Origin of the sequence: Nakamurella aerolata (genome assembly GCF_013002705.1) — a bacterium.
In the GTDB taxonomy this organism is placed as follows: domain Bacteria; phylum Actinomycetota; class Actinomycetes; order Mycobacteriales; family Nakamurellaceae; genus Nakamurella; species Nakamurella aerolata.
In genome coordinates, this window is sequence record NZ_JABEND010000011.1 from 1 (window position 1) to 23912 (window position 23912).

Consider the following 23912-nt stretch of genomic DNA (forward strand, 5'->3'; position numbering starts at 1 on the left):
GACGGCAGCCCCGCTACCCTGAACCATGCTCGTGGCCTCGCTGCTGGACGTTGTGAGAGACCAACAGCATGCGCGGCCACGAGCCCTACCTCAGGCTGCCGCCCCGCTCAACGTCCAAGGGCCCGTAAGCTCGACTTATAGGGCTCTTCACAGATGACGGTGTAGGGGCAGCTATCTGAACCGCTCGTGGTGGGCTCGTTGCTGGGTTGGTAGACGGTGATCAGGGTCGATAAGCACGTGCGGCGGCACTCCCGCAAGGGCGACAAGTTGGTCACGTGCGAATGAGACTGTTCAAAAAGTCCTGCGTTTCATGGTCTGTCGAGAACAAGAGTGTTCCTACCATTCCCCGGGTGAGAAGCACTTTGTAGACGTTGCGTACTAATCGATCGAACTCGCTATCGGAAACGCGTCCGCGGCTCCGGAAGTCAGGATCCTTGTTGTACTCCCGACGGCTGACCCAGCGGCCGGCCCGCCACACGAGGTCGGGGCCGAAGATCAAACCGTTCCAGTCATATTCGAATCCCTGAGCCGTGTACACGCATCCGATTTGGTTGAACCCGTCAGGTTCGGTGGCCCACAGTGAAGCTGGGGGAGCACCGGGTACGGCACGTTCACCTTTTAAATTCCACGGGCGCGCCCATTCACCGATCGTGACGTCGGGTACTAGGGTCTTGTCGGGACGGGGATCACTCCACGGCCAGCAATAGCCAGCCGTCATACGGGCACTGAATCCGCGCTGTCGGGCCACGCTGAGCCTAGCCTCCAATTCAATAGGAGAGTTGACTACGTCGACTTGAAACTGCCCGTCCGAAACCCATCGATATGGCTGCCCATTGTTCAACTGCAAAAGATTGTTTGCCCACTGAACATAAGCCTCGCTCCCTCCGCATCGAAACTGAGCATCCAAGGGTACTTCGTGCACTCCCAGGCCAAGCGATTTGGCGTGCGCTCGGATGTCCCGTGGTGTGCCAAGCTCTCCTGGGCGAACTACTTGATTCTCATCGAGTAGGAAAACCGGCGTCCGGGCGGCAGAGATGAGCTCGTCCAGCTGTGGCCGCCCAGTGCGGTGCTCGGCCTTCGTCCATCGATTGGCCGACGTCTCACGGATGCGGTGTGCTTCGTCGAGAATGAGAACGTCCAGCCCATTCCTTTCCGCCGCGATAAAGGAGTTGAAGTACTTAAACAGGCTAGCGGCCTTGGAACGCTTCTGTCCGGTAACGCGACGCAACGTCTCGGTGAATGATCTAGATCCGGTAGCATGGACAACAGTTCGTCCTTTCGCTGCGAGAGCACCCATGACCGACAGTGCGATGACGCTCTTTCCGCTTCCTGGTCCCCCGGTCACGATGATCACCGATTTGGTATCGCCAGCTCTTGCTCGCTCGACTGCATGTAGTACTAATTCGTAAGCCACCGCTTGTTCGTCCAGGAGGACAAACTGTTCGCGATGTGCTATCTCATCGGCAGCTACTGACAACAACTGGCGGGATGGCTCGACGGTGGATCCCAGGAGTCGATCCGCTGCCGATGCGCCGCCTTCTGTGGTTGAGAGCCGAGATAATAGGTACTCTGCAAACCGTCCACGGTCGGCGCCCGTGAACAATCGCCCATAGTTGGTCGGTAGTCGACCGGACAACGCCAGTGCCACATCTTGACCTGCATTGTGTAGGTAAGCCGCGCCACTGACTGCTTGCGGCGTGTCGTGCAGAGCAGCAGTGAAATCAAGCAGGTATTCGCAGTACGCCTCGACTTGTGACGCAGGGTGCTGACGTGGACCACCTCGCACTCCGGGAACTGTAACCAACTCAGTCGAGTCTTCATAAGGAAATGCGTCTGACCACTGTTTCAATTCGACAACGACGTACGAGTCTTCACCAGTTCGCGGATGTACTCCCGCCAGTACGACATCAGCACGCTTGCTTGTTAGCGGAAGCCGGTACTCGACGAGCACTTCGACCTTTCCGAGTCCCGCGGAAATCAGGTCGCCCAACAGGATTGGCACACTTTTGTTCCATGACCGAATCTCGCTTAGGGCAGGCGATCGCCCGGTGTGGCGCCGAAGCTGATCGGTCAAGAAGCGCTCCACCCAGGTGTCCGTGCGGACCAGGTCATGACAAGTCTGCGGCGGAGCGGCGAAGTAGCGTCAAGTCAGTCCCCAGGGCAGCACGAATATTCGTGCGGGTGGGGGACTGTCCGCGCTCGGATGCCCGTCGGGCCGCTTCCAGTCATGATAAGGGTGCACGAGCCTGGCCGTGCCATGCTGGGTGTGTGTCGGACCTCGAGAAGTTGAGCGCGAGCATCCACGAGTTCGTCGAGGATCGGGACTGGGGGCAGTTCCACGATCCGAAGAGCCTGCTGATCGCCTTGACCGGCGAAGTTGGCGAAGTAGCTGAGTTGCTTCAGTGGCTTCCTGCGGATCGCGCGGCGGAGCTTGTTCGTGACGCCCCGCTCAGCGGCCAGATCCGTGACGAGCTAGCGGACGTGTTGATCTACCTAATCCAGCTGGCAGAGGCATGTGGTGTCGAGCTGGTGGCGGCAGCAACTGCAAAACTCCGGGCGGCCATCGATCGTTACCCTGCTTCCGAGCACCGGGGGGTTGCGCCGAATCGGCCGTCGTGATGAGGGGCTTGTGGAGGAGTCGGAGCCGGTGGCGGCCGGCGCCGCAAGCTGCTTGGGCATGCAGGTCGGCGGAGAAGCCGCGATCATGGATTCTGCGATCACCAGTCGGGGCCCCGATGAGGAGGCAGCGTGGCCGAGGACCAGCTCAAGGACGTGGTGATCGGCCGCGCGCTGGCTGATGAGTCGCTGAGCGAGGACGTGCAGTACGTCATCCTGGCGGCGTTGGAGAGTGCGGACGAGCTGGCCGCGGTGCTGCACGAAGGTACGGCCAAACAGCAAGCGACCAAAGAGCGGCTCACCGCGCCGGCGCCGGCCGAAGTGGAGGCGACCGGGACGTTCATCAGGTCGATCACGGTGCAAGGATTCCGGGGGATCGGGGAGCAGATCAGGCTGAGTCTGCCGGGACAACCGGGGCTGGTCGTCGTCGCGGGCCGCAACGGATCCGGCAAGTCGTCGCTGGCCGAGGCGCTGGAGATGGCACTCACCGGCGTCAACAAGCGGTGGGAGACCAAGAACAAGAACGACGTGTGGAGCCGGGCCTGGCGCAACCTGCACGCCGGCGTCGCCCCAGAGGTGCGTGTCGTCGTCACCGAAGAGGGCACCGGCAGCGTCACCATTGGGATCGACTGGTCCTCCGATGCGGCCGCACCGGTGTCAGATCAGACCCGATGGGTCGACCGCACCGGGCACAAGCGCGCGCCGTTCGAGGCGCTCGGGTGGCAGCGTGCCCTCGAGTTGTACCGGCCGCTGCTCAGTTACGACGAGCTCGGCAGCATCCTCGAAGGGCAGCCGAAAGACTTCTACGACCAACTGTTTCGGCTACTCGGTCTGGAACAACTCACCGAGGCGATCGGCCGCCTCGACGATGAGGTCCGGCAACTCAAGGTCCCCGAATCGACGTTCCGGGCAGCCAAGAGTGAGGCGAAGAGTGTGCTGCAGGGCGTGGACGATCCGAAGGCGCAGACGCTGGCCAAGGAAGTGAACCGGAACGTTCCACACCCCGAGGAGATCCGTCCGACTGTTGTGGCCGGGGCGGGGGAGTCGGTGCCGGCAGCGTGGCGGGTCGCCGCGGCGCTCACGGTGCCGTCCGCGGACGACGTCGACGCCGCTACCGGCGAACTGGAACGGGCGCTGGCGGCTGTGGCCGATCAGACCGACGCGCAACAGACGCTCGCGGCCGATCAGCTGCGCCTGCTGGAGGCCGCAATGGGGTTCCACCGTGACCACGGCGACGGCAGCTGCCCGGTCTGCGATACCGGACAGTTGGACGCAGAGTGGTTGCAACAGGCCAAGAATCAGGTGAGTGCCGCCAGAACCGCCAGCAGTGCGCTGGCTGCGGTGCGTACCCGGCTCGATGAAGCCCGGTCGGTCGCACGACGACTGATCGAAGGCATCGCCGTCGTCCCACAGCACTCGGAGTTGACGACAGCGCCAGCCGCCGCTGCCGCGCACAAATCAGCGACGGCCTTGCTCGACGTGGACGATCGACAACTGCTGCGTGACCTACCGCAGGCGCTGACGGACGTCCGCGACAGCTACGCCGCGCTGGCTGCGGAGGCGGTCCAACTCAGTGAAGCCAGGCGTGACGACTGGACGCTGGCCGTTGAGGTGCTTGCCCGCTGGTTGACGGCCGCCGACGAGTTCCTGGTCACCGCCGGGGCCCGACAGCGAGCGACCGCAGCGCAGAAGTGGTTGAACGACAACGCTGAACAGATCCGCAACGAGCGACTCAAGCCGATGTCGGATCGCTCTGGCGAGATCTGGTCGGTGCTGCGGCAGGAGAGCAACGTCCAACTCGGCGACATCAAACTGAGCGGCGCCAAGAACCTTCGCCGGGTGACTCTCAGCGCGGCGGTGGACGGCAGCGACACCGAAGCGTTCAGCGTGATGAGCCAAGGCGAACTTCACGCGCTGGCACTGGCGGTCTTCCTGCCGCGAGCCACCGCTGCCGCAAGCCCGTTCCGGTTCGTCGTGCTGGATGACCCCATCCAGGCGATGGACCCATCAAAGATCGATGGTTTCCTGCAGGTGTTGATCGATTTGGCTGAGCATCGACAAGTGATTGTGCTGACGCACGACGATCGGCTGCCGGCGGCGATCCGCCGCCAGAACGTGCCGGCCCGCATGTACGAGGTCAGTCGGCAGTCCGGCTCGCGGATCAGCATCACCGAGGCCACCCGTCCAGCCACCCGGTTGTTGGACGATGCCAAGGCACTGCTACGGGACGGCAACGTGTCCAACGAGGTGAAGAGTCGTGTCATCCCAACGCTGTGTCGAGAGGCGGTGGAAGCCGCAGCTCGAGATGTGTTTGCCACCAAGGCATTAGCGATAGGGAAGTCGCTTGACTGGGTGGAGCAGACGTGGACCGAGGCGAAGACTACTCGTTCGCGCGTCACGCTCGCGCTGCATCTCGATGCCACGGCAGACATCTCCAGTTGGGTGAAGGGGTACCGGGAGGGCTCGCTCCGGGTAGCGGCCAAAGGAGTTCATGAGGGTGCGCAGCACGTCCAGAACGCTGTGGACGATACGAAACGAACGATCGAAGATCTGCGAAAGCTGTTGCTGTGAAAAGCCTTCGACTGCTGGACCTGGCGGAACAGGTACTCGACGGTGAGGTCAGTCTGGGTCCGCGCGGCCCCCGCGTTGCCGCGGTGATGACCCGTTCGGCTTTCGAAGACTGGGTGCAGTGGATGTGCGCCGGATGGATGGGCCAGGGTAGGTGGCCGACGATGCGTTCGCGCCTGATCGTGCTCCGTACCCTGCACGATCGGTCCATCGGTGCCGACGCCGAACGCCTCTGGCATGGCCTCAGCCGGGCGTGCCACGTCCACGCATACGAGCTTCAGCCGGCCGCCACCGAAGTAGTTGCCCTGCACAAGGCGACCCGCACGTTGCTGGGTCAGTCGATTGCGCGTGCCACAGCCGTGTCCGCGCCGCTTCCCGCCGCCGCGTTCATCCGGCACGACAACGCCTCATAGCCTCAGGGGCGTAGCAGAATCGGGGAATGCTCTCGACCGAGCAACAGCGTCGTGAACTCTTCCTGCCGGTTCTGGCCGAACGCGAGCCTGTACATCGCTAGGTCGCGCTTGACGCGCTCCAAGACTGCCTCGTCCCTGCTGAACGGGAACTGATAGATGGTCCGATCGATCTTGGCGTCGCCGTCGTAGAGCCATGCACCGTACATGCGATCGCGTTGCTCCGATCTGTTCTCTGCCAACCGAAATGCAAGACTCCACGGATGCTCCGAGCCGGCGGTCCGCAGCACCTCCCTGCCGAGCTCTGCGGCGACATTTCGGTCTACTGGCCCATCAGACCACGCTTACACCGTGGACTGGGCTTGTGCCTTCGCGACCAGTCGGAGCACCGTCGCGCGGCCGATCCTTGCATGTCGGGCGGCCGCCTCGTGCCGTCGATGCAGTTGGGTCCGCCGCCGCACGCAGAACTCGCGCAGCTGCGCCGGCACCACGTCGTCCGACGCTGCATTCAACGCAGCCGACTTGGTGAGCAGCTCGCCGCGGTCGAGTGCAGCGTGAAGCCGGGCGGCGCTGGTGGTGGCGAGGTCGATGTGGTCGGCACGAAGCCACCACCAGGGCCGGGAGACGGCCCATGCCCAGAACCCGGTGAGTTCAGCGAGAGCGGCGCGACGGACGTCGTCAACAGAGGGAGCGGCAAACACCGTGCTCGGCGCCGGCCCGACGACAGCGCGACCGTGGGCGGGCAGCTCCGCCAACATCATCAGCGAGAGTCGACGACAGATCAGTTTTCGATGGGTCCAGGTGAGATGGCGGACCGAGTTCGCCTCCGCCGATGCAAGCGGTACTGGGCCGGCGTCGAATCCGGGCAGCGCGTCAGCCGACACGTAGACGCAACCCAGCCATGTACCGCGCAGCGGCCCGGCTACCAGCCGTCGGTCCCACGAGCGATGCAGCCGGCGCAGCTTTCGGCGCGCCGTCGTGAGGTCACCATCGACGACGGCAAGGAGGTCGATATCGCTCACCCTTGGCACGAAGTCGCCGGTGGCTACTGACCCGCTGATCCAGACAGCCGACAACGATGCGCGGGACCGGCCAGTCCCATCGGGCTGATTCAGTGTCGTTGTCAGATCGCGGCGAAGGTTTCGATCAAGGAGTTCGGGTCCGCCGGGCGGGGCTGCTGATCGTCACGCGGACGTCGCATAGCTACATCTTCTCAGCTGACCGGTTGATCCGCGTCCGACGACTCGTCCTGCTGCAAGGTTCTGGCTCCAACGAGAGAATGCTGAGAGGGCGGATTGCTGGCGGACGAGTGGCTGCACGTTGCCACGCGGTCGACATGGCGGCTCCAGGTGACCGCGGGCTTCCCCGAGCGGTTGGCCGAATGGCTCGATACCTTCGATGACGCGGTGGAGTTCGCGCCGGCAACGCCGGTGCAGGTGGAACGATTCTCGTCGGGGTGGGAGCGGCCGGCGCCGGAGTCGCTCACTCAGCTGTGGTTGGAGTTCGGGTCGTGCCGCTTCGACGGCGAGGCAACACTGCTGGGCACCAGCTTCGTGCTGCACACCATCCATGGTCTGGACGACACCGAGCATGGGATCGCGGCGACCCGGCAACGTCAGCCGGTGCTGGAGCGGGCCGGCCTGATCCCGGTGGTCGACGACGCCGGCGGGACCGAATTCGGGTGGTCGCGCCGCGACGGGTCCGTCGTCGCGGTGCGTCCCGATGGGCGGATCGAGCCACTGTTCGAATCGATCGAGCAGCTATGGGACCAAGTGAGCGTTCGGGAGTGGGATACCTCGCAGGCCGCGGTCTCTGCGGCAGCCGAACCAGACGCCGTTGATGAGCCAGAACCCTTGGGGCAAGTGACGTTTGCGGCGGTTCGGCACGAGTTCGGCCACCACCTGTGCATCATCACCGATACCGATCCCGGCGAGGTTTACCAGGGCTCGTTGGACGAGCGCGGCCTCGGTAGGACGGACTCAGCCCTGTCGCTCGCCACCGCCGACCGAGAGGTGACGGTGACGCTGGCCACGCAGGCGCAAGCACCGGCCGAGACGCCGGGAGTGCAGCTGGTTTGGGAAGGGAAGCGCGATGCGCCGACGGGGGAGATCGGCGTCATGACCACAAACGGATTGATCTTGATGTACTGCCCGTCGCCACCGCGAGCCCGCATCCGGCTCTGGGTCAACGAGATCCCCGAGCCCGACCGGATTCTGGTTGTTGTCGGCTGATCCACACGACGGTGTCGGCCCACCGGTGAACGGTAGGTCCGCTCGGTGGTGGAGTTGTGCTCAGTCCCCGCCGCCTCCACCGCAGGACGATCCGCCGCCGCACGATGAACTGCTGCAGGAACTGCTGCTGCACGACGAGCCACTGCATGATGAGCTGCTGCAACCGGAGTGATGGCTGCCGTCGCTGCTGCAACTGGAGGAGCAGCTGCTCCCCACATACCCGGCACCGGCCGCGCTACCGCGGCGCATCCGCCGCCGCCTGCCGCCAGAACGGGAGCCGCGCGTCACCGAGATGATCGCGCCGATCACCCCGAGGACGGCGACGAAGATGAACAGTCCCGTTCCGCTCATTGCCGTGCTCCCTTCGTTGTCGTTGCCGGTGGGACGAGCGCCAGGTGCCAGACGGTTCCACCGATCCCGACCGCGAGGACGCGCCGGCCGTTGACCATGGCCAGCGCGTATCGGCGGCGGCCGTCGTGAACGGCGTGCAGCCGCAACCACTGCGTCGCCGAGCGGTCGGCGTCCGCTGCCAGCCAGTCGACGAAACTGGTGAGATCAGTGTGCGCGCAATCGGTTTGCCGATGCACGGCGTATCGCCCGAACCTCTGCCGAGCGTCAGCGAGATGGACCAGCTCGGGTGCCAGCGACCGCACCGCGGCCCAGCGTTTGGCGATCAGCACCGTGGTGGTCATGGCGCTGCCGGCGGGGTCGAAGCCGGCAGGGATCCGCCCGGCAAGCAGGTCGGTGAGGACGGCATGTTCCCGATCACGCAACTGGGCGCGTTGGTCTGGCAGCTCTTGTGTCGTCATCGGGGCGTTCCCGCCGGCTGCTGCAGCGCCGCGATCAGCCGGGCGAACTCGCCCGCCACGGCGTCGACGGTGACGTCGCTGTCGCGTTCCAGCAGGACGCCAGGAGGCCAGCCGCCGTACAACGCCAGTAGCTCGCCGAGCAGATCGACCGCCGGGGCAATCATGTTGTGCCCGTGGGTATCCAGATACAACCCGCTGTCGAACTCGCCCCCCGCGATGTGCACGTACGCCACCGCTGCAAGGGGAAACCGGCGCAGCTCGGCACCGGCGTCGCCACCGGACGCGGTGGCGCTGGCGAACAGGTTGGCAACGTCCAGCACCAGACGCACGCCGGTGCGCTCCACCAGCTCTGCCAAGTAGTCACCCTCGGCGAACTCGTTCTCTGGCCATTGCACCAGTGCCGCGATATTCTCGATGGCCAGCGGCACCGGCAGCTGCTCCTGCGCGCGAGTGACGTTGGCGCACAACACATCCAAGGAGTCTCGGGTGCGTGGGGGAGGAAGCAGGTGGCCGGCCTCCAACACGTCGCCGTGTATCGGATCCGGCCCGTCGGCGGCTCGCACGAACGCCAGGTGCTCGCTGACCAGCGGGCTCGCCAGCTCGGTGGCGAGGTCGGCCAGTCGGCGCAACCGAGTTGAATCGGGAGCATCCGCGCCACCCAACCCCAGCGTGACGCCGTGCGGCACCACCGGTACCCGGGTGGCGAGATCGAGTAGCTGCGGCGCCAGTGCGCCAGGTCGGTGGTTCTCCGCCACGATCTCGCTGAATCCGAGCCGGCCCGCCTCGGCCTGCGCAAGCAGATACTCGGCCAGCGGCGGCCGCCAGGCGACCGCCGCCCCGCGCAGCGAGCTGTGGCTCATAGCCAGGAGAGTAGGGCAGCGCCGGGCATCATGGGGCGGTTCGGCCCAGGCAACCTCGGTCGCGAGACCGGCGCTGCATCAGCGCGGAAGATCGTGTCCCGTAGTCGGTGGTCAATCTTCCGCGCAGACGCCTGTTTCGCGGAAGCGCCACAGCCGCCACGACCTGGCAGCCGTTGCCGCCCACTCCGCGAGTGAAGTGCACGCTGAACTTCAGGTGCCTCACCCCGAGCACTCCGCTCGGGCTTCCGCGGAAGCACCGCGGCTGCCAGCTGGCTGCCGTTGTCGCCCACTCCGTGGGTGAAGTGCACGCGGAACTTCATGGGCCGGGGCCGGCCGAGAGCTCCGCTGGCGCTTCCATGGAAGCGCCTTCGCGCCCACGGGGACGGCAACCGATGCGTGCGCCGTCACCTGGGCTGCGCTATGCGGCGACAGCGCCGTGTCTCAGTGCGGAAGATCGTCTCCTGTAGTCGGTGGTCAATCTTCCGCCCAGACGCCGTACAGAACGGCTCGAATCTGATCCTTCTCGGCCACCCAGGTTCCGCGGAAGCGTGGCGGACGCCAGCCGTTGCCGCCCACTCCGCGGATGGAGTGCACGCGGAACTTCATTGGGCGGGGACGGACGAGCACCCCGCCCGCGCTTCCGCGGAAGCGCCTTCCCGCTCACGGCCACCGCAGCCGATGCGTGCGCCCCGACCTCGCTGCGCTACTCGGCGACCTGGGCTGCGCTCGGCGACCTAGCTGCGCTACGCGGCGACCGCGCCGTGTCTGAGCGCGGAAGATCGTGCCCGGTAGTCGGTGGCCAATCTTCCGCGCAGACGCCTAGGCTTCCGCGGAAGCGCCGCCGTACAGACCGACTCGAATCTGATCCTTCTCGACCACCCCGTGCTTCCGCGGAAGCGCCGCAGCCGCACCACCTGTCAGCCATTGGCGCCCACTCCGCAGGCGAAGCGCCAGCGGAACTTCATGTGCCTCGCCCGAGCACCCCGCCCCCGCTTCCGCGGAAGCGCTTCGCGCTCGCCTTCACGGACGAAGCGCGGTGAGGCTTTCGGCGGCCTGCGCCGGCCGGGCGCTCCGCCCGTGCTTCCGCGGAAGCGCGCCTGCACACTCGACGCCATCGCGTGGTACCTGTCCAACCGGCTGCGCTGCGAAGCGGCCGCGCCGTGTCTGAGCGCGGAAGATCGTGCCCCGTAGACGGTGCACGATCTTCCGCGGGGAAGCAGGTCGGCGAGGCAGTGTGACGGTAGGTGGCCGTCTATCACCAATCTTCCGGCCGGGCGCGGATCAGCGATCCGGATCGCCAGGGACGAGGATCCGACCCGGAATCACGCGCACGCGAACCTAGCCACGTTGGGGCCGGGTGGGGGTCCTGGCACCGCGTGGTGCCGAGCGCGGACTCGCGACCACGGCATCCAGGCCGGTACCTGCTTCCGCGGAAGCGCGGCTGGTGGCAAGACACCGGGGCCACGGGCGTGCCCGGGCCGGTCCGTGCTTCCCGGGGGAGCACGATGCTCGGTGCCGCCGGGTCAGCGGGTGGGTGGTGTCAGCGGGTGGGTGGTGGCTGCTTGTAGTTCGGGTCGTTGACCAGTTGTACCCGCAGCTCCCATGTCTTGACCGCGGTCTGGGCGGTGCGCTGCAACGGGATATCCCCTTGATCACCGGTGTTCGCCTCCCAGTGCGCGTTCCAGTGCACCACTGCTCGCACCGGCCAGGTTCCCGACCCGCCGGTGCGTTCCGGGATGGACCGCCACCGGAAGGTGTACCCACACGGCGGAGCCCACGTTTTCGCATCCTCGGGCAGTGTCGCGATCGGCGGGGCCGGCTCGCCCGGCCCGGCACAGGAAACGGTCGCCGGGTCGGTGGCGCCCTGGTCCGGGTCGCCCTTGGGTTCGCCCATGGTCCAGTCCACCGATTCCAGCCGGGTGGTCATCGTGACGGTCACTCCGCGGAAGGTCAACGAGGCGGTCTGGGCACCGGGATCGTTCACCGACAACCACTGCGGGACCTTCACGATGATCTCGTCCCACTTCATCGGCCCGATACTGATCTGCTGCTGCGGCACCTGCTGCTGCAGATCCTTGAACAACTGATACGCCAACACCCGCGGATCCGGCGGCGGCGGTGGTGGTGGGGCTGGTGCACGCCGCGCCGGCTGACCCGGCACCACCGGCTCGGCATACGGCAGAAACGTGTAACCCGCCGTCTGCCAGTCGACTAGTTTGTTGGTGTCGAACGTCAACGCAACCTTGCAGTCCATCCGATACAGATCGCCCTTACCGGCTGTGCCTTGCACCTTGTACCGGGCGAGATCTGCGGGTGTCCGAGTGGGGACATAGCTGAGATCGCAACCATCGTCGCGGCTCGGTTCGCTATCGGACTCGGCTGTCGAGTCGTTTGTAGTTGCTCCGACATCTGTTGTGCTGCTGGAATCACTCTCGGTCTCGTCGCCGAACAATGGTACGCCGGCAGAAAGGTCGTATTCGCGCGGCGTGGGTGGCGGCTCGACGACGGTTTGACCGTTGATCGTGATGTCAACTTCGGCCTTGCCGAATGCTCCATTATCCTCGATGTCCACCGTCTCCTCGGGTTTCGGCTCGGTGCCAGGTTTGGCATTCGCAGCAGGCAGCGGAGAGGCGATCGCAGTCGCGAGTGCCAGGGCGATGGCCGCTGTAGTCAGCGCTCGCACGATAGGCCCCTGTTCGTTATGGCGCTTATCTTCCAGGTATCGCCTTCTCGATGAGCGTACGCCCGGACGACAAATTCGTCCGACTTGCTGTTGATGTGAGTCTGCCGTGCTTTCGTGTCGACGTATCCGAACTTTGATTGATCTATGCAGTCCGTGAACGAAACATCGGGGCGGTCGCCAATCTCTGCACGCCAGTAGATCCGGTGGGAGACTGATCCGACGTTCCGCAGTCCTTGTTTTTGAGACTCTTGGGTGCCCAGAGAGTAATAGTCGAGCGCCTTGTTTATGGTGAACTGAGAAAAAGTTGAACGGATTTTGTCCGGCGGAATTTTGTCGAACGTCTCGTACAGGTGCCAGGTGTTCAGCCAGGCGGTTTCGATTTCGCGGCGGTTTTTCGCTTCGGTGTCGGAGATCGGCTCGTCGGGTGCTACCAGGGTGACCTTCTCACCGCCCGGCCCGGTGGTCTGGACGTCCGACAGCTTGGCCGTGCTTGAGGTGCTCGCTGGCCCGGTGGTCGTTCCTGCGGTCGGGCCGGTGCCTGTTCCGGTCGATGGGGCGCTGCTGGAACCAGAACCAGAACCAGAACCAGAACCGGACCCAGAGCCGATGCCGGGCCGGCTGGGTGAGCGTGGGGTTCCGGTCGAACGCGTGCTGCTGGATTCGGCTATCGAGCCGGGCGCCGAATCGGATGCGGCTGGAGGATTGCCTGCGGGGGGATTGTTGCTGTGATCGGTGGGGTCGGCGGACAGGCCGGGGCCGGGGATGCCTCCGCCGAGTCCGGAGCTCATGGTGGCGAACGTCGGGGTGGTGTTGGCGCTTGGCGAGTTGCTGGTGCAGCCGGCGGCGAGGGACAACACGACGACCGCGCCGACCACGGCCGCCCGGCGGCGGGGCCGCCCACCGCGACCGTCACCGACACCCCTGCCGCGCGAACCTCTGAGACCGACCACCCCGACGCCTGCGCCCTTGGTGCCTGCGCCCTTGATGCGTGCGCCTGTGATGCGTGTGCCCCTGATGGTGTGTGGTGGTAGCACTGCGAACCCCGTTCCGACCGACCGACCTGCCCGGACACTCCCCGAAGCAGGGGAGCGCCTGGAAGCAGCAGATCCTGACAACAACAGACAGTGTGGGGGCCGTCAACCCCTCGACGCCGGACTTGTACACAACCGGCAGGTCACTGACCTGCGCAGAAACCAACGCCTCGGCTCTGCCTCCGCCACCCGCACCGGGGTGTCCACTCAGCCGCCGGACAAGCGCCGCCGGACCAGCACGGGTAGCAGCAGGGCCTCCGATCGGACAGCGGTGCCCGGTGCCACCTCGCCGGCGGTCCACCCCTGCGCTTGCGTGGAAGATCGTGCCCCAAAGTCGGTGCACGATCTTCCGCGCTGTGACACTGCCGTCCCAGCAGTGGCGCGAAACCTGCCCCAACAAGCCCGCCCCAAAACGCCGCCTCAACAACGCCACCGGCGACCGCGGCGGCCGGCAACCGCGGCCGCCGACAACCGCGGCCGCCGGCAACCGCGGCTGCTACCGGCAGCCGGACGGTTGCCCGCAGCCGGACGGTTGCCGGCCACCCCAAGGGCCCGGCGCCCCGAGTCGAAGGTCGGGTCAACGGAAAGGGAAAGAACACCAGAATGCTGGCGGTCAAGTATTTCGCGGCCACCCGGCGCGTCATCCACGCTCCGACGACGCCCACCCCTACCTTCATATCCAGCACTAGTTGACATAACTATAAGGGTCTGGTTGAGGTTGAGGGTTCGCCACGCGGGGAAGCGCAGCGGGTTTCTCAGCAGCAAAGACCGGGCCACCAGCACGCAGGCAGCAGGCAAGCAGGCCAACACCAAACAGGCCACACAAGGAAGGTCCCGGTCATCATGACGCCTCCGCACAACTACCTCGCCGTCATCAAGGTCGTCGGCATCGGCGGCGGCGGCGTCAATGCCGTCAACCGCATGATCGAGGTGGGGCTCCGCGGCGTGGAGTTCATTGCGATCAACACCGACGCCCAGGCGCTGCTGATGAGCGACGCCGACGTCAAGCTCGACGTCGGCCGCGACCTCACCCGCGGCCTCGGCGCCGGCGCCAACCCCGAGGTCGGCCGCAAGGCCGCCGAAGACCACCGCGCCGACATCGAGGACGCGCTCAAGGGTGCCGACATGGTGTTCGTCACCGCCGGCGAGGGCGGCGGCACCGGCACCGGCGGGGCGCCCGTGGTGGCCAGCATCGCGAAAAGCCTTGGCGCGCTGACCATCGGCGTCGTCACCCGACCGTTCACCTTCGAGGGCCGGCGCCGCGGCGGCCAGGCCGAGGACGGCATCAAAGAACTCCGCAACGAGTGCGACACCCTGATCGTCATCCCCAACGACAGGCTGCTGCAGCTCGGCGACCAGGGCGTCAGCCTGATGGACGCCTTCCGCTCCGCCGACGAGGTGCTGCTCAACGGTGTTCAGGGCATCACCGACCTGATCACCACACCCGGCCTGATCAACGTCGACTTCGCCGACGTCAAGAGCGTGATGGAGGGCGCCGGCACCGCGCTGATGGGTATCGGTTCCGCGCGTGGCGAGGGCCGCGCCGTCGACGCCGCACAGAAGGCCGTCAACTCGCCGCTGCTCGAGGCCAGCATGGACGGCGCGCACGGCGTGCTGCTGTCCATCGCCGGCGGCTCCGACCTCGGCCTTTTCGAGATCAACGAGGCCGCATCGCTGGTGCAGCAGGCCGCGCACGAAGAGGCGAACATCATCTTCGGCACCGTCATCGACGACTCGCTGGGCGACGAGGTGCGGGTCACCGTGATCGCCGCCGGTTTCGACTCGACACCGTCGACGCTGCCGCCGCAAAGATCGGAACACCGGGGCGGTGCGGAAGCAGGGCAGGGACGTGGCCCGATCGCCGACGCCAGCGCCGGCCAGGTCCGCCAGCAACAGCAGCGGGACCCGCTGAACGCCTACACCAACGGCGGAAACCGCAACGGCGGCAACCCGAATGGCGCTCACCCGCAGGGCCAGCAGCCCGCCCAACAGGGTCAGGCCGGGGCCGCGCCGTACACCCCGCCGACGCCGCCGGCCACCCCGCCGCAACGCCAGGGCGCCGACATGCCGGACGACGATGTCGACGTCCCGCCGTTCATGAAGCGCTGACCTCACACGCCGACCACGCCGAGGATGCCGAGCACGCAACAGTTCACCCCGGCGGGTAACAATGGCCAGCATGGGCGGAAACGGATGACCGACACGGCCGGGGACGCAGGCACCGGCACCACCGGCACCGAAGTCGATCCGCGCCCGCGCCGGGTCCGGCGGATCGTCACCACCCGAGCCGGCGGGGTGTCGCAGCAGCCGTACGACAGTTTCAACCTCGGCGGCGGCGTCGGCGACGACCCGGAGGCGGTGCAGACCAACCGCACCCGGCTGGCCATCGCCGCCGGGCTCACCCCGGACCGGCTGGTCTTCATGCAGCAGGTGCATGGCACCAGGGTGGTGCCGGTCGACCGACCCGGCCCGCTACCTGGCACCGACGGCATCGTCACCGACCGGGCCGACCTCGGGCTTGTCGTCCTGGTGGCCGATTGTGTCCCGATTCTGGCCGTGGACCCGGCCGCCGGCATCATCGGTGCCGCGCACGCCGGCCGCCGCGGCGCCGCGGATGGCATTGCGCTGGAACTGATCTCGGCGATGCGTGACCTAGGCGCCGACCCGCGCGCCATCGATGTGCTGCTGGGACCGGCAATTTGCGGCCGCTGTTACGAGGTGCCGGCCGACATGCAGGCCGACGTGGAACGGGTGCTGCCCGGCAGCGCCGTCGACACCGACTCGGGCACACCGGGTTTGGATCTGCGCCGGGGCCTTGCCAGGCAACTGCAGGACGCCGGGGTCGGCGCGGTCGCGGTCGATCCACGTTGCACCCGTGAGGATTCCGCGCTCTACAGCCACCGCCGCGCCACCGCCGCCGGTGCCACCACCGGTCGGCTCGCCGGCCTGGTCTGGATGCCCAGTCGGTAAGTCGCCCAGCGCGACTGGACCGCAGCGCGCCGCCGGCTGGGCAGCAGCGCGCCAACGGCTGGACCGCCGGGCGACCGTTGCGCGCCCAATGGTTGGGCAGCCGCGCGCCAACGGCTGGATCGTTGGCTGGCCACCTGCTGCACAGCCGCATCCCAACCAGCACAGCGCAAATGCACACGGTGACGCTGCGTGTCGCAGCCCGATCACCCGGCGGTCGCGGATTAGCGTGAGTCACACCAGCCACAGCCGGACCCGAAGGGAACACGATGAGCACGTTGCGCAAGATGGGGGCTTTCCTCGGGCTGGTCCCGGACGACGCCCGCTACGGCGGCGACCGCGCTCGGGACAACGGCGGCGACGCCGACGGCTACGACCAGCATTCCGATTACGCGGCAGCGGATTACAGCGCATCGGACTACCGGGCACAGGGCTACGACGCGCACGACTACACCGCCGAGTACGACGATGCCGGCGACTACCGCGGCACCGGCTACGGCACTTCCCGTGACGCTGACAACTACGGCGACTACCGCGACGGTGTCGACGGTCACGGTTCCGGTCGGGCCGACTCGACCTACTCGCGCAGCCGCTACGGCAGCGACGGCGACACCGCCGACGACTACCAGTACGGATCTTCCGACTCCTACCGCTACACCGACGCCGGCTACCGAGATGCCAACGGGGACACCGCGATCGACGACGCCGCCGCACCGGTGTCACGCCGCGCCGACCCCCAGCCGGCGGGCAGCACCGCAACATTGTCGGCCAGGTCCGACCGCCGCGACGCCGGCCGCGATGCCGGCCGCAGTACCGACCGCGGCGCCGGCGATCAGGACTTCCGCACCCAGGGTGCGCTGGCGGTGCAGCCGGAGCCGTACCAGCACCCGGTCGCCGAGACCGCGAGCAAACCGGTCACCGTCACGCTGACCGGGTTCGCCGACGCCCGCCAGGTCGGCGAGACCTACCGCGACGGCACCGCGGTGATTCTGGACATGACCGATCTGACCGACGCCGAAGCCCGCCGGATGGTCGATTTCGCCGCCGGTCTCGCGTTCGCCGTGCACGGCAGCATCGACAAGGTCACCACCAAGGTGTTCATGCTGCACCCACCCGCCGCGTCGTGAACCGGCCGGGCCGCGCTAGCGTCCCGGAGTGACGTTCTGGCAGTGCCTCGCCGTGTTCGCCGCCGGCATCGCCGGCGGCGGCATCAACACCGTCGTCGGATCCGGCACGCTGATCACCTTCCCGGTACTGCTCACCGTCGGGCTGCCACCGGTGACGGCCAACGTCTCCAACACCGTCGGGCTGTTCCCCGGTTCGCTGACCGGCGCCTGGGGCTACCGCGCCGAACTCGCCGGCCTGCGCACCCTGGTGCTCCGGCTGGCCAGCGCCTCCATGCTCGGCGCCATCGGCGGCGCGATCCTGCTGCTCACCCTCCCAGCCGAGGCGTTCAACGCGATCGTCCCAGCGCTGATCATCCTGGCGCTGCTACTGGTGGTGTTCGGCCGCAAACTCAACGCCCTGCTGGTCGCCAAGACCCGGCACCGGCCCGGCGCCGAGGTCACCGTCGCGCTCTGGGTGCTCACCCTGTTCACCGGCGTCTACGGCGGCTACTTCGGCGCCGCCCAGGGCATCCTGCTGATGGGCTTCTTCGGGGTGCTCCTCGACCTGTCGCTGCAGCGCCAGAACGCCGTGAAGAACGTGCTGTCCGGGCTGGTCAACCTGGTCGCCGCCGTGGTGTTCATGTTCACCGCGCACGTCGACTGGGCGGCCGCGGGGCTGATCGCCGCCGGATCGGTGATCGGCGGCCTGCTCGGCGCCAGAATCGGCCGCCGCCTGCCGCCCGCGGTGCTGCGCGGTGTCATCGTGGTGGTTGGCATCGTCGCCGTCATCAAACTGCTGAGCTGACCGGCCAGCCACCCGACCTCCGCAGCGGACGGGAACCTGCGGCGTCCGTCAGACGTGCAGTACTCGACCGACCCGAAGACCCGATCCGAACCGACCCGAAACCAACCCGAACCCACCGGACTCGACCACAACCCACGGCCCAGGCACCGCACCATCACAGCCACCCGAAATACCGTGGTGCCGGCCACCGTTCCAACAACAGCACCCTTCCAGCAACAGCGCCGTTTCACCAACAACACCGTTTCACCGACAACACCACCAGCAGAACCCCAGCCGGCCGCATCGGCACCGGCAGCGCCTGAACTCGGAGGACTGAGTGAACATCTTCTGGCAGTTGCTCTACCTGGCGCTGTGGCTGCTGCGCTGGGTACTGCTCGCCCGGATCGTGTTCGACGTGGTGCGGATCTTCGCCAAGACCTGGCGGCCCTCCGGCGCCGCCGCCGTGCTGCTGGAGATGCTGTACGCGATCACCGATCCGCCGATCCGGCTGCTCCGCCGCATCATTCCGCCGATCCGCATCGGCGGGGTAGGGTTCGACCTCAGCGTGATGGTTTTGCTGATCGTGTTGCTGATCGCGATGCCGATCGTCGCCGGCGCTGCGGTGCGCAGCCTGTGACGCCAGCGGGATCGACAGCGGGATCGAGGTGCCATGGTCAGGGTGGGTGACGACAATGGCGTACGTTGTGTCTCGCACTTCGGAGCGCGGCGGTCCGGCGTAGCGCACGTTCCCGCCCGTTGTGGACTGCACCCGATCGGTGAGACCGTCATCAAGACCGCGGCACCGAACCGACGGTAACCCGACACAGTTGACAGGAGCGCCATCATGCGGCTGACGCCCGCTGACGTGCACAACGTTGCCTTCAAGAAGCCCTCCATCGGTAAGCGTGGGTACGACGAGGACGAGGTTGATGCCTTTCTCGATCTGGTCGAGGCCGAACTCAGCCGGCTGATCGAGGAGAACAACGAGCTGACCAACCGGCTCAAGGCCTACGAGAGCGGCGAGCTCACCCCGGCGGGCAAGGCCGGTGGCAACGAGTCCGCCGCCGGCGGTTCCGGCGTCAGCTTCGGCAAGGACGGCGACTCTGCCGACGCCGCGGACGGCAAGGCTGCCGACAGTGCCGACGCCGCCAAGGCGCACGAGGCCGCCGAGCAGACCATCCGCAGGGACGAGGCCGCCGCTGTGGCTGCCGCCGACTCCGGCCAGTCCGCCGCGCAGCCGGTTGCCCAGCAGGCGCCCGCCAACCAGCAGGCCCAGGCCCAGCCCCAGCAGAGCCAGCCGGCCGCCGGCCAGGCTGCTGCTGGCCAGGCGGGGCAGCCCGCTGCCGGTGCCAGCCTGGCCGAGCACCACGTGCACGCGGCCCGGCTGCTCGGTCTGGCCGAAGAGACCGCGCAGCGCCTCACCAGCGAGGCGCAGGCCTCCGCCGACCAGACCCGCAACTCCGCGCAGGCCGAATCCGAGAAGCTGCTCACCGACTCGCGCAACCAGTCGGAGAAGATGCTGTCGGACGCCAAGAACCAGGCGGAGCAGACCGTCACCGCCGCCCGGCAGCAGGCCGAGGCCATCACCCGCGACAGCCAGCTCAAGGCCGAGGCGATGGACCGGGAGGCGCAGCGCAAGTACGACGAGGTGATGACCCGCCTCACCGAGCAGCGCACCAGCCTTGAGAAGAAGATCGACGATCTCCGCACCTACGAGCGGGAGTACCGCAGTCGGCTCAAGGGCTGGATCACCGAGCAGCTGCAGCAGCTCGACGACGGCGGCTCCAACGCCGCTGCTGGTGCCAACGCGGCAGCCGGCTCCAACACCAACAGCACCGCCGGCGCGGCGCAGGGCAACCAGCAGCGCTGAGCACGGCAGTCACCGAGTGCGGCGGGCGAATTCACTTCGCCCGCCGCACTACTATGTGTGAAGACAACTACACCTGACCAACGGCGTTGACCCGGCCATCACCGGCGAGCCCTCGGAAGAACACCCCATGGGGCGCGCGCCACCAGGGGTCAGTAGAACCGAGCGGGTCCGGCCCGTCACAGCCGGCAATCAAGCGGCCCGAGTATCAGCAGTACTCCGACTCGGGCAAGCGGGGTGGTACCGCGGGAGCGTCAGCGTTCTCGTCCCTGCACGGCGGCACCGAGGGCAACCTCGGCCGCCGCAACGGTGAGGCACCAGCCTCCCGGCAGCGACGAGACAGGCGACAACAGCGGTACGACAAGGAGTTCCGATGGTCAGCCCCGACCACCCCGAGTCATCGGCAGCTACTCAGCGCACGGTTCCGGCTGCCCAGAACCCGTCAGGCCAGAGCGAGCCTGCAGCGGTCAGCGCCCATCCCGACTTCCCTGCGCTGGAACGGCAGGTGCTCGACTTCTGGGACGCCGATGGCACTTTCCAGGCCTCCATCGACCAGCGTCCGGCGGGGAAGAACGGGGACAACGAGTTCGTCTTCTACGACGGGCCGCCGTTCGCCAACGGGCTGCCACACTACGGCCACCTGCTCACCGGCTACGTCAAAGACGTTGTACCGCGCTACCAGACCATGCGCGGCAAGCGCGTCGAGCGCCGATTCGGTTGGGACACCCACGGTTTGCCCGCCGAGCTGGAGGCGATGGATCAGCTCGGCATCAAGACCAAGGACGAGATCCTGCAGCTGGGCATCGGCGCCTTCAACGACGCCTGCCGTGCCTCGGTGCTCAAGTACACCAAGGAGTGGCGCGACTACGTGACCCGGCAGGCCCGCTGGGTCGACTTCGACCACGACTACAAGACGCTGAATCCGGAATACATGGAATCGGTGATCTGGGCGTTCAAGAAGCTCTACGACTCCGGGCTGATCTACGAGGGCTTCCGGGTGCTGCCGTACTGCTGGAACGACCAGACGCCGCTGTCCAACCACGAGCTGCGGATGGACGACGACGTCTACCAGATGCGTCAGGACCCGGCCGTCACCGTCGGATTCCGGCTGCACGGCAAGGCTTCCGACACCGCTAGCGGCGCCGGCACCGACGACCCGCTGGACGGTGCGCATGCGCTGATCTGGACCACAACGCCGTGGACGCTGACCGCGAACCTTGCGGTGATGGTGCATCCTGACGTCGACTATCTGGTGGTGGAGTCGTCGAAGCCGACCGGAACACCGGAACGCTATGTGATCGCCGAGGCCAGGGTCGGTGCCTACGCCCGCGAGCTGGGTGAGCTGGTCGAGACCGGGCCCGCCGAGAACAGTGCCGCCGCCGACAGCGCTGACCCGAGTGCCGACGGTGCCGACACCACGGCAGGTACCGACAGCGCCGCGGGTGCCGAGGGAGCGCGGGTGTTGTTGCGGCTCAAGGGTTCTGAGCTGCTCGACCGGCAGTACACCCCGCCGATGTCGTACTACGCCGGCCACCCGCAGGCACACAGGGTGGTTGCGGCCGATTTCGTCACCACCACCGACGGCACCGGGCTAGTGCACTCGGCCGGCGCGTTCGGCGAAGAAGACAAGGTGGTGACCGACCGCGAGGGCATCGAACCGGTGATCCCGGTCGGCCCGGACGGCGCGTTCCGTTTCCCGGTGGTCGATTACGAAGGTTTGCTGGTCTTCGACGCCAACCTCGAGATCATCGACCACCTGAAGAACGCCACCCGCGGGAGCGGCGACAGCGGCGCGGTGAACCCGGGAACGGTGTTGCTGCGCAGGGAAACCTACGATCACAGCTACCCGCACTGCTGGCGCTGCCGGCAGCCACTGATCTACATGGCGGTGTCCAGCTGGTTCGTCGAAGTCACCAAGTTCAAGCAGCGGATGGAGGAGCTGAACCAGCAGATCACCTGGGTGCCGGAGAACGTCAAGGACGGCCAGTTCGGCAGATGGCTGGAGAACGCGCGCGACTGGTCGATCACCCGGAACAGATTCTGGGGCAGCCCGGTGCCGGTGTGGAAGTCGGACGACCCGCAGTATCCGCGGATCGACGTGTACGGCTCGTTCGCCGAGCTGGAACGTGACTTCGGCACCCTGCCCAGGCGCGTCGACCCGGAGACCGGTGAGGAAAAGCCTGACCTGCACCGGCCTTTCATCGATCGGCTGACCCGGCCGAACCCGGACGACCCGACCGGCAACTCCACCATGCGCAGGGTCGAGGACGTGCTGGACGTGTGGTTCGACTCCGGTTCGATGAGCTATGCGCAGGTGCACTACCCGTTCGAGCATGCCCAGTGGTTCGAGCATCACTTCCCGGCCGACTTCATCGTCGAGTACATCGGGCAGACCCGCGGCTGGTTCTACACCCTGCACGTGCTGGCCACCGCACTGTTCGACCGGCCGGCGTTCAAATCCGTGCTGTGCCACGGGATCGTGCTGGGCAGCGACGGGCAGAAGATGTCGAAGTCGCTGCGCAACTACCCGGACGTCTACGAGGTGTTCGACCGCGACGGCGCCGACGCCATGCGCTGGTTCCTGATGAGCAGCCCGATCCTGCGGGGCGGCAACCTGGTGGTGACCGAGGAGGGCATCAGGGAGGCGGTGCGGCAGGCCCAGCTGCCGCTGTGGAACGCCTGGTACTTCTTGAACCTGTATTCGGGCACCTCGGGGCACCGCGGCGAGCGGCGCACCGACTCGGCACATGTGTTGGACCGCTACGTCCTTGCCAAGACGGCGGAGCTGCGCGACCAGCTGACCGAGCTGATGGACGGCTACGACATCGCTGGTGCCTGCGCCGCGGTGCGCTCGTACCTCGAGGTGCTGACCAACTGGTACATCCGGCGGTCGCGGGAGCGATTCTGGAACGACGACACCGACGCCATCGACACCCTGTACACGGTGCTCGAAGTGGTCAGCCGGTTGACCGCACCGCTGCTCCCGATGGTCACCGAGAGCATCTGGCGGCCGCTCACCGGCGGCCGGAGCGTGCATCTCACCGACTGGCCGGCAGCCGACGAGTTGCCGCATGATGCGGAGCTGGTGGCGGCGATGGACCAGGTGCGGGCCGCGGCGTCGACGGCATTGGCGCTGCGCAAGGCGAACAAGCTGCGGGTCAGGCAACCACTGGCCGCGCTTCGCGTCGCGCTGACCGATCCGGATGCGCTGCAACCGTTCTCGGCGTTGCTGGCCGACGAAGTCAACGTGCGTGAGGTGCGGCTGGACGAGCTCCGCGACGACGACGCGCAGGTCACCCGCCGGTTGACCGTGAACGCGCGGGCCGCCGGTCCGCGCCTGGGCAAGCAGGTGCAGCAGGTGATCAAGGCCGCCAAGGCAGGTGACTGGACGGTGACAGCGCCGACAGACTCCGCGACCACAGTAAGCGCGACCACAGTAAGCGCGACCGGCGATGCGGTGGGCACCGAACAGGTGACGGTCGGCGGCATCGATCTGCAGCCGGGGGAGTACACCCTCGAGCTGGTGGGCGCCCAGTCCGGTACTGATGGGTCAACCGGAGCCGCCGCCGCGGCGGTTGGGATGCTGCCCGGCGGCGGGTTCCTGGTGCTGGACACCGCACTCACCGACCAGCTGCGCGCCGACGGCGACGTCGCCGACCTGGTGCGGCTGGTGCAGCAGGCCCGCAAGGACGCCGGGCTCGAGGTGTCCGATCGCATCACGCTCACCCTTGATGTGCCGGATGCGTTGTGGCAGCAGGTGTCCGAGCGCAGCGAGCAGGTGGCGGCCGACACCTTGGCCACCGCCGTCGAGCGTGGTTCGCTCGCAGCCGGACAGGGTGTGCTGACCGGTACCGTCGCCGATGCCGGCGCAGTCAAGGTCGGTGTCGCCACAGCGATCCAGCCGGGGGCAGGTGCCACCGCGGCAGTGCAAGACCAGCCCAGCCACCAGGCTTGACCGGGTCCTGTCCTCGCGGGGCGGC

The 23912-nt window shown here is 67.0% G+C and carries 18 protein-coding genes; 11 read left to right on the top strand and 7 right to left on the bottom strand.

Annotation, left to right across the window (positions count from 1 at the left end; genetic code table 11):
• Nucleotides 1-271: 271 nt before the first annotated feature.
• The gene (locus HKD39_RS16005) at nucleotides 272-2086 is read right to left on the bottom strand and encodes a DNA/RNA helicase domain-containing protein (protein WP_212754653.1); all 1815 of its coding nucleotides are present in this window, start codon (nucleotides 2084-2086) and stop codon (nucleotides 272-274) included.
• 182 nt (nucleotides 2087-2268) lie between these two features.
• On the opposite strand from HKD39_RS16005, the gene HKD39_RS20665 reads away from it, so the two are divergent.
• The 3 genes from HKD39_RS20665 (at nucleotide 2269) to HKD39_RS16020 (ending at nucleotide 5597) form a co-directional block, all read left to right on the top strand.
• Complete coding sequence (locus tag HKD39_RS20665) at nucleotides 2269-2619, top strand: MazG nucleotide pyrophosphohydrolase domain-containing protein (protein WP_171200888.1); 351 nt, start codon at nucleotides 2269-2271, stop codon at nucleotides 2617-2619.
• Between the two features lie 129 nt (nucleotides 2620-2748).
• Complete coding sequence (locus HKD39_RS16015) at nucleotides 2749-5187, top strand: AAA family ATPase (protein ID WP_171200889.1); 2439 nt, start codon at nucleotides 2749-2751, stop codon at nucleotides 5185-5187.
• Nucleotides 5184-5597: a hypothetical protein gene (locus tag HKD39_RS16020; protein ID WP_212754654.1), complete on the top strand. Its 414-nt coding sequence runs from the start codon at nucleotides 5184-5186 to the stop codon at nucleotides 5595-5597. The genes HKD39_RS16015 and HKD39_RS16020 overlap by 4 nt, the downstream gene beginning before the upstream one ends.
• A gap of 2 nt (nucleotides 5598-5599) precedes the next feature.
• Here HKD39_RS16020 and HKD39_RS16025 read toward each other — a convergent pair whose 3' ends face one another.
• Nucleotides 5600-5803 carry a hypothetical protein gene (locus HKD39_RS16025; protein ID WP_171200890.1) on the bottom strand — a complete coding sequence of 68 codons (204 nt, stop codon included), beginning with the start codon at nucleotides 5801-5803 and terminating at the stop codon, nucleotides 5600-5602.
• A 135-nt stretch (nucleotides 5804-5938) separates the two neighbouring features.
• Nucleotides 5939-6670 carry a nucleotidyltransferase domain-containing protein gene (locus HKD39_RS16030; protein ID WP_171200891.1) on the bottom strand — a complete coding sequence of 244 codons (732 nt, stop codon included), beginning with the start codon at nucleotides 6668-6670 and terminating at the stop codon, nucleotides 5939-5941.
• A gap of 273 nt (nucleotides 6671-6943) precedes the next feature.
• Here HKD39_RS16030 and HKD39_RS16035 point away from each other — a divergent pair, with 273 nt between their 5' ends.
• Nucleotides 6944-7825, top strand: coding sequence for a hypothetical protein (locus HKD39_RS16035; RefSeq protein WP_171200892.1), 882 nt, complete (start codon nucleotides 6944-6946; stop codon nucleotides 7823-7825).
• 347 nt (nucleotides 7826-8172) lie between these two features.
• Here the strand turns inward: HKD39_RS16035 and HKD39_RS16040 are convergent, their stop codons facing one another.
• The 4 genes from HKD39_RS16040 to HKD39_RS16055 all read right to left on the bottom strand — a co-directional run bounded on the left by HKD39_RS16040 (nucleotide 8173) and on the right by HKD39_RS16055 (nucleotide 12965).
• Nucleotides 8173-8634 (bottom strand): SCO6045 C-terminal-like domain-containing protein, encoded by a 462-nt coding sequence (locus tag HKD39_RS16040; protein ID WP_171200893.1) that lies wholly within the window; start codon nucleotides 8632-8634, stop codon nucleotides 8173-8175.
• The gene (locus tag HKD39_RS16045; RefSeq protein ID WP_171200894.1) at nucleotides 8631-9494 is read right to left on the bottom strand and encodes an MbnB/TglH/ChrH family RiPP precursor modification enzyme; all 864 of its coding nucleotides are present in this window, start codon (nucleotides 9492-9494) and stop codon (nucleotides 8631-8633) included. The genes HKD39_RS16040 and HKD39_RS16045 overlap by 4 nt, the downstream gene beginning before the upstream one ends.
• A 1540-nt stretch (nucleotides 9495-11034) precedes the next feature.
• Entirely contained in the window at nucleotides 11035-12177 is a 1143-nt protein-coding gene (locus HKD39_RS16050; RefSeq protein WP_171200895.1) for a hypothetical protein, read from the bottom strand.
• Nucleotides 12165-12965 carry a hypothetical protein gene (locus HKD39_RS16055; RefSeq protein ID WP_171200896.1) on the bottom strand — a complete coding sequence of 267 codons (801 nt, stop codon included), beginning with the start codon at nucleotides 12963-12965 and terminating at the stop codon, nucleotides 12165-12167. Before HKD39_RS16055 ends, HKD39_RS16050 begins: the two co-directional genes overlap by 13 nt.
• Nucleotides 12966-14051: 1086 nt before the next feature.
• Between HKD39_RS16055 and ftsZ the strand changes: the two genes are divergently transcribed.
• From ftsZ to HKD39_RS16090, 7 genes are all read left to right on the top strand, one after another.
• Complete coding sequence (gene ftsZ, locus HKD39_RS16060; RefSeq protein WP_171200897.1) at nucleotides 14052-15317, top strand: cell division protein FtsZ; 1266 nt, start codon at nucleotides 14052-14054, stop codon at nucleotides 15315-15317.
• Nucleotides 15318-15401: 84 nt separating this feature from the next.
• Nucleotides 15402-16178, top strand: a complete 777-nt coding sequence (gene pgeF / locus HKD39_RS16065; protein ID WP_171200898.1) for a peptidoglycan editing factor PgeF — start codon at nucleotides 15402-15404, stop codon at nucleotides 16176-16178.
• A gap of 266 nt (nucleotides 16179-16444) precedes the next feature.
• A complete protein-coding gene (locus tag HKD39_RS18995) occupies nucleotides 16445-17302 on the top strand; it encodes a cell division protein SepF (protein WP_212754655.1) in 858 nt (285 codons plus the stop codon).
• A gap of 28 nt (nucleotides 17303-17330) precedes the next feature.
• A complete protein-coding gene (locus tag HKD39_RS16075) occupies nucleotides 17331-18086 on the top strand; it encodes a TSUP family transporter (protein WP_171200899.1) in 756 nt (251 codons plus the stop codon).
• Between the two features lie 316 nt (nucleotides 18087-18402).
• On the top strand, nucleotides 18403-18702 hold the full coding sequence (locus tag HKD39_RS16080; RefSeq protein ID WP_171200900.1) for a YggT family protein: 300 nt from the start codon (nucleotides 18403-18405) through the stop codon (nucleotides 18700-18702).
• A 207-nt stretch (nucleotides 18703-18909) separates the two neighbouring features.
• Nucleotides 18910-19935: a DivIVA domain-containing protein gene (locus HKD39_RS16085; RefSeq protein WP_171200901.1), complete on the top strand. Its 1026-nt coding sequence runs from the start codon at nucleotides 18910-18912 to the stop codon at nucleotides 19933-19935.
• A 370-nt stretch (nucleotides 19936-20305) separates the two neighbouring features.
• A complete protein-coding gene (locus HKD39_RS16090) occupies nucleotides 20306-23887 on the top strand; it encodes an isoleucine--tRNA ligase (protein ID WP_171200902.1) in 3582 nt (1193 codons plus the stop codon).
• Nucleotides 23888-23912 lie beyond the last annotated feature (25 nt).

Coding starts and splice junctions, on each gene's coding strand:
- ftsZ (WP_171200897.1), top strand. CDS start 14,052: ATGACGCCTCCGCACAACTACCTCGCCGTCATCAAGGTCGTCGGCATC.
- HKD39_RS16085 (WP_171200901.1), top strand. CDS start 18,910: ATGCGGCTGACGCCCGCTGACGTGCACAACGTTGCCTTCAAGAAGCCC.
- HKD39_RS18995 (WP_212754655.1), top strand. CDS start 16,445: ATGAGCACGTTGCGCAAGATGGGGGCTTTCCTCGGGCTGGTCCCGGAC.
- pgeF (WP_171200898.1), top strand. CDS start 15,402: ATGACCGACACGGCCGGGGACGCAGGCACCGGCACCACCGGCACCGAA.
- HKD39_RS16040 (WP_171200893.1), bottom strand. CDS start 8,634: ATGACGACACAAGAGCTGCCAGACCAACGCGCCCAGTTGCGTGATCGG.
- HKD39_RS16045 (WP_171200894.1), bottom strand. CDS start 9,494: ATGAGCCACAGCTCGCTGCGCGGGGCGGCGGTCGCCTGGCGGCCGCCG.
- HKD39_RS16025 (WP_171200890.1), bottom strand. CDS start 5,803: ATGTACGGTGCATGGCTCTACGACGGCGACGCCAAGATCGATCGGACC.
- HKD39_RS16090 (WP_171200902.1), top strand. CDS start 20,306: ATGGTCAGCCCCGACCACCCCGAGTCATCGGCAGCTACTCAGCGCACG.
- HKD39_RS16055 (WP_171200896.1), bottom strand. CDS start 12,965: ATGAGCTCCGGACTCGGCGGAGGCATCCCCGGCCCCGGCCTGTCCGCC.